At 60.1% G+C, this 6,774-nt stretch carries 10 protein-coding genes; 3 read left to right on the forward strand and 7 right to left on the reverse strand.

The window, feature by feature from the left end:
- Positions 1-258 (forward strand): integrase core domain-containing protein (locus P8R42_24020; GenBank protein ID MDG2307664.1); only part of this gene is annotated, 258 nt, incomplete at its 5' end.
- Positions 259-508: 250 nt separating this feature from the next.
- Here the strand turns inward: P8R42_24020 and P8R42_24025 are convergent.
- The 3 genes from P8R42_24025 to P8R42_24035 form a co-directional block, all read right to left on the reverse strand.
- Positions 509-676, reverse strand: a complete 168-nt coding sequence (locus P8R42_24025; GenBank protein MDG2307665.1) for a hypothetical protein — start codon at positions 674-676, stop codon at positions 509-511.
- 99 nt (positions 677-775) lie between these two features.
- Positions 776-1,522 (reverse strand): hypothetical protein, encoded by a 747-nt coding sequence (locus P8R42_24030; protein ID MDG2307666.1) that lies wholly within the window; start codon positions 1,520-1,522, stop codon positions 776-778.
- A 40-nt stretch (positions 1,523-1,562) separates the two neighbouring features.
- Positions 1,563-1,799: a hypothetical protein gene (locus P8R42_24035; protein ID MDG2307667.1), complete on the reverse strand. Its 237-nt coding sequence runs from the start codon at positions 1,797-1,799 to the stop codon at positions 1,563-1,565.
- A 187-nt stretch (positions 1,800-1,986) separates the two neighbouring features.
- On the opposite strand from P8R42_24035, the gene P8R42_24040 reads away from it, so the two are divergent.
- Entirely contained in the window at positions 1,987-2,667 is a 681-nt protein-coding gene (locus P8R42_24040; GenBank protein MDG2307668.1) for a di-heme oxidoredictase family protein, read from the forward strand.
- A gap of 117 nt (positions 2,668-2,784) precedes the next feature.
- Here the strand turns inward: P8R42_24040 and P8R42_24045 are convergent, their stop codons facing one another.
- Positions 2,785-3,612, reverse strand: coding sequence for an alpha/beta hydrolase (locus P8R42_24045; GenBank protein ID MDG2307669.1), 828 nt, complete (start codon positions 3,610-3,612; stop codon positions 2,785-2,787).
- A 151-nt stretch (positions 3,613-3,763) separates the two neighbouring features.
- The gene (locus tag P8R42_24050) at positions 3,764-4,534 is read right to left on the reverse strand and encodes an SDR family NAD(P)-dependent oxidoreductase (protein MDG2307670.1); all 771 of its coding nucleotides are present in this window, start codon (positions 4,532-4,534) and stop codon (positions 3,764-3,766) included.
- A gap of 332 nt (positions 4,535-4,866) precedes the next feature.
- Here P8R42_24050 and P8R42_24055 point away from each other — a divergent pair, with 332 nt between their 5' ends.
- The gene (locus tag P8R42_24055) at positions 4,867-5,397 is read left to right on the forward strand and encodes a VOC family protein (protein ID MDG2307671.1); all 531 of its coding nucleotides are present in this window, start codon (positions 4,867-4,869) and stop codon (positions 5,395-5,397) included.
- Positions 5,398-5,651: 254 nt separating this feature from the next.
- On the opposite strand, the gene P8R42_24060 is transcribed toward P8R42_24055, so the two are convergent.
- Entirely contained in the window at positions 5,652-5,897 is a 246-nt protein-coding gene (locus P8R42_24060) for a potassium channel family protein (GenBank protein ID MDG2307672.1), read from the reverse strand.
- A 482-nt stretch (positions 5,898-6,379) separates the two neighbouring features.
- The coding region (locus P8R42_24065; protein MDG2307673.1) for a hypothetical protein at positions 6,380-6,774 on the reverse strand (395 nt) is incomplete at its 5' end.

Genomic DNA, 6,774 nt, shown 5'->3' on the forward strand with positions numbered 1-6,774 from the left:
GATTACTCGCGCTACATCCTGGCGTGGACGCTCGGCACGACGATGAAGGCGTCGGACGTGACCGAGACGCTGGATCTGGCGCGAGCGATCGGTCGCTTCGTCGAGCACTACAACCACCGCCGCTACCACGAGTCACTGGACAACGTGACTCCAGCCGATGCATATCATGGGCGGCGCAACGCGATCCTGACGCGCCGAGAACAGATCAAGAACAAGACAATGGCTCGTCGCAAACGGCAGAATCTACGAGCTGCATAGGCGAGCAAACGTGCCGGAAGTGTCTCTTAGAAATCGACCCCAAAGATCCCGACTCAGCTGACGACGTACAGGCTTGACCATGCGCACGTAGGAGTCCGTCCAGTGAGTCCGAACTCCGTCGGTCGCGTCACGCCGACGTTTCGTGAGCCGAACGCGTCGGCGAGATGGAATGGACCGAACGGGATCACGCCCGGATCACTCTTCCGCGTTCGTCCGTGTAGAACGTGAAGTGCTCCACCGAGTCGGTGCACTAAATGTCGACGGAGGCGGTCGCGCTGCAGCCGTGGATGTCGGTCAAGAACAGGTTCGCGGGGCCGGAAAGTTCCTTCTCGCAGGTGAAGCAGCCGGAGCCGCTGGAGGACGGTTGCGAGTTCGAGTCATGCGGCGAGACCGCGCTGCCTGGACGCAGGACGATCACGACTCATTTCCTTGTAGGTCGGAAGATCTGATGGGTGGATGCCGCAGCGGCGCCGAGACGTGGCGCCGCTGCGGTCGGACTCTCACCGAAGACCGGAGATCATTTGAAAAAATCGCAGTTCGAGGTCAGCTTGAAGCTCTGCGAGGCTTTGTCCCAGTCGAAGTAGGACTCGACGCAGAAGAACGTGGAGTCGTCCGGCGCGGTGTACTTCATGTTGCTGCACTTAAGCGACGCGGTGGTGGAGTAAAGGCCATTATTGGAGAGATCACAGGTTGACTCGATGGCGGGAAGGATGCCCTGACCCGTGTCGGTTCCGAGGGGCAAAACTGGGTCCGGATCGAGGGAGTCCTTCCACTCTGCCATCTTCGAACGCGGCCACGGGGTCGGGTTGAACAGCTGAACGGTCTGTCCAAAGATCGCGAAGCCACCCATCGTATCCGTGACGACGACCTGAACGAGGACATCGGCGCCGGATGGGCTGCCGCCCTGCGGGGAGTCCGCTACAATGACCGAGTTCTGCTCGACCCAGGTGAGGCCCCAGTTGTAGACGCCGGAGAAGCCCGTCAGAAGCGGTGCCCCGGGGTGGGTTTCCTGCACATCGCCTCGGTCTCCGCAGCAAGGCACCTTGAACTTCTCGACGCTGTCGATGAGTACCGCAAATGGCTGGATGAGTTCCGCGCCAGGAGTCGTCGTGTACACCCACCCCTGAACGTTGGAGATGCCCGACGCGTATACGCTCGGGAGCTCGAGGGTTCCAATGATTTCGGCGCGCGCCGGTGTCGCTTGGAGAGAAAATCCCAAGCCGACCAACGCCAACACCGCCCTAGCCCATGCCGTGATTCGCATGTCCTCGCTATGCAACGATCGGACTCGAAAAGGAAGGGCGTCAAGGAGGATTTAGTCCCCCCCCCCCCGACAGCTCTTCGAGCGCGATCTCCTTGATACGGGCCTCGACGCGGATCCGGCCGGGGCGTTCCCGCAGGCGGATGCGCTCGTTCGCCTCGGGGTCGGCGAAGCCGTCGTCGCGCGCGTCGCGGAAGACCGAGCGCCTGCCGCGGCGGTTGGTCTTCCAGCCCCGCCCCGCGGGCATCGCGTAGCAGGCCACCAATTGCTCGCCGTCCATGAGGCAGAACGAGGCGCACGCATACGTCCGGTAAGGCGCCGTTAGGTCGGATTGGAGCCAAAAAGGGGCTTCATGTCGGCTATCCGCGCCCCCAGGCCGAGGAAGTGACGCGCAACAGGGTTTTATTCACGAGGGCAACGATCTTCGCGTCGCACCGCCGCTCATCGGCCTGGGTCTGCTCGAAGCCGTGGATCCCAGCACCATCAAAGAACTCGCGCGCGAGAGCGGTGGCAAGGTTCCGGATGGGCGCTTTGGCTGGAAAGCAACCGAACCCACGATTCGTGGTCAGATCCTCAAAGCTTTTGCGCTCGATCTCGGAGTTCGCAATGTGAACCTCCCCTTTATCGACCGCATGGAGGAATACATCCGTGGCATCGGCCTGCCGATTCGGCGTCACCCAACCGCCCAGGCCAATCAGCAACCGAACGTCGGCTTACGGCTTCCAGACACCGACACCATTACGGACCCGGATATTCTCGATGGCGAGGCGGCATTCGTAGATTCGGCTTGCGCGAGTTGCCATGTGGCCGAACTACAGACAGCCGACGACTACCCGATCGCTCAGTTTCGCAATATCACGATTCGACCCTTCACCGATTTACCGTTGTGGAACATGGGCCCTGCGCTCTGCGCCGATAGGGATGAAGGAAGTGCGGACCGCTGCGAGTGGCGGACCGCACCCTTGTGGGGTCTGCGCTTGCAACAGCAAGTCAGTGGCCATTCAACGTTCCTACACAATGGGCGAGCGACCACCCTGGACAAAGCCATCCGGCTGCACGGAGGCGATGCACAGGCGGCCCGAGATGCCTACGCGAACCTGTCCGCCTCCCGCCGGATGAATCTGCTGCTTTACTCGATGTCTCTGTGATGAGACAGAGACGCCTTCACCCGTCGGGCCGAGGCCCTCCCTCGCCTAATTCCTGAGGCTCGCGCACTCCAGAAGCAAAGGCTCGACGGCGACCCCCCTGGGCGCTTTCTTTTACCACTACTTGTTGAGAAACGAGGAGAGCAGATCATTCACCCGGTCGGCATCGTCAAGCGGTGCGAAATGTGTGGCACCCGGAAGGATCTCGAGCTGAGAGTCTGGGATCGCACGCGCGAGACTCTCCGTGTGCTCAGGGAGAACCGCATCAAATTCGCCGACCATGACAAGTGTCTGTGCATCGATGGTAGCGAGCTGAGACTCCGTGTACTGGGGCTCAGTCCGCCACATCGTGGTGATCTTTTCGAAAAATTCTGGCCATCGGTCTGGATTCGGTGAAACCGCTTCGTACATAACTCTCATCGGGGCGATTTCTTCCGAGGCAGGGTCGCCCAAGGAATCGCCCAGGCTGTCCTCGACTCCATCAAAATGATAGTTCGAGCCGAATATGGCAATTTTCCCTACGCGTTCGGGAAAGCGCATTGCCATGTCCAAGGCGATTATCCCGCCATCACTCCAGCCGAAGATGTCGGTGCGTTGAATTTCCAGAAAGTCGAGTAGCGCAATCATATCGTCGGCCATGTCGGCGTAAGTCAAGGGGCCTTCGACGGCTGGCGAGCGGCCATGTTCACGTCGCTCAGGAACGATGACCCTTCGCTCACCAGAGAACCTCGTAATCTGCTCGTGCATGCTCTCGATCGTGGCCAGACCCCCATGGGCCAGGAGCAGCGGCTCTCCTTTCCCGTAAGTCTCGAAATAAATGTCGACCTCATTGACGTGGACCGACCGACCGCTCTGAGCATCGGAGGAAAGCGCGCGCCACACCCAGAAACTCGCGATCCCCGACGTCGCTCGGTCTGCGACAAAGAAGCCGACCGCCAACACGCCCACGAGAACGACGACCCCGCCCCAAATCCATCGCTTTGACATCCGAGCCCCCATCAATACCCAAACCCGCTACAGCGGCTCCAAACTTTCTGCCGGCACCAAGACAATTCGTCGCGATAATTCACTCAAAATGACTCAATACCCAGAATTCGAGCTAGAACCCCTCGGTCTTGTGGACGACTTTCCAAACCAGACCCGGGAACCAACGCCGCATGCGCCAGCCTAGCCGGGTGGTACGACCGGGGAATACCCACAGCGTGTTCTTTTCGAGGGTGACCTCGATTGCATCGAGCACATCCTGGGGCTCGATCGGAGGAGCCGTGTCGAAAGTTTTCGGCCACACGTTGTCTTCGGCTTGCTTCAGTAGCGGAGTGGCCACAGGCGGCGGGCAAACACAAGCGAAGCGGACGCCCTTGTGACGATTTTCGTGGTAGAGCACTTCCGCGAATGCCACCACGGCAAACTTCGATGCATTGTATGCGCCGAGATACAGGATCGGCATCCAGCCGGCCATCGATGCGAAGTTGATAAAATCGCCCCGGCCTCGTTCGAGCATTCCAGGCAATGCAAATTTCGTGATGTTGACAACACCGCCGTAATTGATGTCCATGATCTTCTGAATAATTGAGACGTCTTGATCCATGAGCAGGCCGGTGGGCATGATGGCAGCCGCGTTGTAGACTCGGTCGATGGGCCCGAGGTCTTGCTCGCAGCGCCTCACCGCAGACTCGACCGAGGCCGGATCGGTCACGTCGGTGGGAATGGTCAAGATGCCGTCGTGACCATCGGCCGTCTCTTTCAAGCCGTCTATGTTCACGTCCAGAGCAGCGACCAACTTGCCCTGCGCTGCGAGATTGCGCGCCGCGAGTCGCCCCATCCCGCTTCCGCCACCTGTAATCAATGCAACCTTGCCTGCAAATGCCATCTCAATCTCCTTGTCTGGGTTGTGGGGGTCCCTTGCAAAGCCGAATGCTGTATCCGATCGGTTCTGCAATGCGGAGCTTCAGAATAGTCGACCGACCGAGGCGACGGCATGGTCTTCGCCGAAGTCGAGGAGTGCGACATGGGCGACCTCAACGGTGAGAACGCTCCCTGCGACATGGAGTGCGTCGCCCACTAGTCCCCACCCCTCTCGCAGAGCACATACGGGCAGGTCCCCCCTTGAGGGGGTCTGCCCGTCGCTAGTTAAAGGCCGTCGGGCTGGCGCGGACTGGCGGCCTCTTGCACGTTGAGCGTCCGACGGACTAGCGTGCAACCGTGAGCGCGAAGCAGCAGTCCGAGAGGCCACGGTTCCGAGTTGGCCGACTTGACCACGTCCACATCCGGGTGCCGGACCGAGCCGAGGCGGCCGCGTGGTACGCCGAACATCTCGGCTTCGAGGCTGTCGAGCGCTTCGACTTTTGGGCCAAGGGCTTCCCGGGCGGCCCCCTACAAATCTCGGCGGACGGGGGTCAAACGATGCTCGCCCTCTTCGAGGCGAGCGAAGGGCACCCCATGATCAAGCAGGAGACAGGGGTGGCCTTTAGCGTCGACGCCGAGGCCTATATGGCCTTCACCCGCTCTTTGCCCGGAAGCATTTGTCACCCCTCTGGAAAACCCCTGGTCCCAAACAACATGGTCGATTTTGACATGTGTTGGGCCTTCGACTTCGCCGACCCCTGGGGCAACCAATACGAACTCAACTGCTATGAGTACGCGCGCATCGCCTCGGAGCTCATCGAGGCCGACGGGATCGAGCCGACGCGCTACTGGCCGCGTGAGCTGCACGACAACTGGCGCAAGTCCTGATTCGCGCGGGCCCATGAGGCAGAAAGAGGCGCACGCATACGTCCGGCAAGGCGCCGTTCGGTCGGATTGCAGCCGAAAGGGGCTTCATGTCGGCTATCCGCATTGGCGGGTTGGTCGCTACTGCAGGCATTTTTATTGCGATGGTTGTTTACATCGCGAACACGGGTATACCCGGGATTGAAATTCCTTTGCGGATTCTTGAAGACTAATCAGCTTGCAGTACCGCAAAGAAACGCGGGGACAGTTTTCCCATTTCAATCAGACTTGTGCACCTCGTCCCAGGCGTCACGAACCGCGCGCACGGTGACCGCAACCACGACCCCCGTAAAGAGTATCCCGATGAAACCCAACAACACGGCAACGAATCTACCAGCCGCTGTGTGTGGGACGATGTCTCCGTATCCGACAGTGAGCCCCGTGATAAAGGAGAAGTAGATTGATGCTCCGATGGGAAGGCCTTCGAACCATGCGATCGCTAGAGCACAGATCAGGATCAACATAAGGAGTGCCAAGTAAACGGTACGAAGGTGCCAACTCATTAAAACGAAATGGCTGAGGAAACGCGCAAGCATCGACACCTCCAAAGCCTGGTCGCGACCCAACCGATTTTTAGTTTTTGTAATCACGCGCCGCATAAATCTACGCATCGGCCCCGATTGGGCCGGGTACCGTCTCCCGTCTCAATCTGATTGAACGTCTGATTAAGCACGCAGGTTGGTTGCCGACAGGGGGTGGCAGCCAGAAAAGAAGAACCGCTATTTTCATTGGGTCAATGCCGAACATCCTGCTCTCCTTGTGGACTCTGTGTGGTTGCCTCGGAAAAGGTATCAGCAGATAGGGGGCGGTAGGAAACATGAAGGGCCTATTTGACCAGGTGGCCGGGTAGCCGCCCCTGCGAAGCCCCGAGGCGGATCCGGCTATCGGGTCCAAGCGCCCGCGGCGTAGCCGCTGGGCGGCCGACGGTCTACTCGGCGAGCTTCTACTATTCGCCCGGGCGCCCTATCTCGGCAGAGCTACTGTAAAACCGGTCGTTTGCTCCCACTGAGATCGTAAGCCACCCGGTGTTCGCTACATTGCTTGCGATGGTGATGTAATTGACTTGGTTCCTTTGAGCGCTGGCGGGCGTGCCCAGTGGAGTCGTGTCGGTGAGACATACGGCGTGGGCGTGCGTTTCGGGCCGGGTGGCGTCCCGCGTCGCCGACCACGCGCAATTGTCGGTCGACGCCGGGTCGGGGAACAGCTCGGTGCAGAGCGTATGCAGGCACTCCTGTTCGCTGCTCGGTGTACCGCCGACGCCACCGACCGTGTTGAAGAGCGCCGCGCAGTCGCCGGCCAGATGCTTCAGCGGATGGAGGGTCGGTAGCTCCAGGTCCCCGC

This window comes from Candidatus Binatia bacterium (assembly GCA_029243485.1).
In the GTDB taxonomy this organism is placed as follows: Bacteria; Desulfobacterota; Binatia; order UBA12015; family UBA12015; genus VGTG01.

Coding starts and splice junctions, on each gene's coding strand:
- P8R42_24030 (MDG2307666.1), bottom strand. CDS start 1,522: ATGCGAATCACGGCATGGGCTAGGGCGGTGTTGGCGTTGGTCGGCTTG.
- P8R42_24035 (MDG2307667.1), bottom strand. CDS start 1,799: ATGGACGGCGAGCAATTGGTGGCCTGCTACGCGATGCCCGCGGGGCGG.
- P8R42_24050 (MDG2307670.1), bottom strand. CDS start 4,534: ATGGCATTTGCAGGCAAGGTTGCATTGATTACAGGTGGCGGAAGCGGG.
- P8R42_24060 (MDG2307672.1), bottom strand. CDS start 5,897: ATGTTGATCCTGATCTGTGCTCTAGCGATCGCATGGTTCGAAGGCCTT.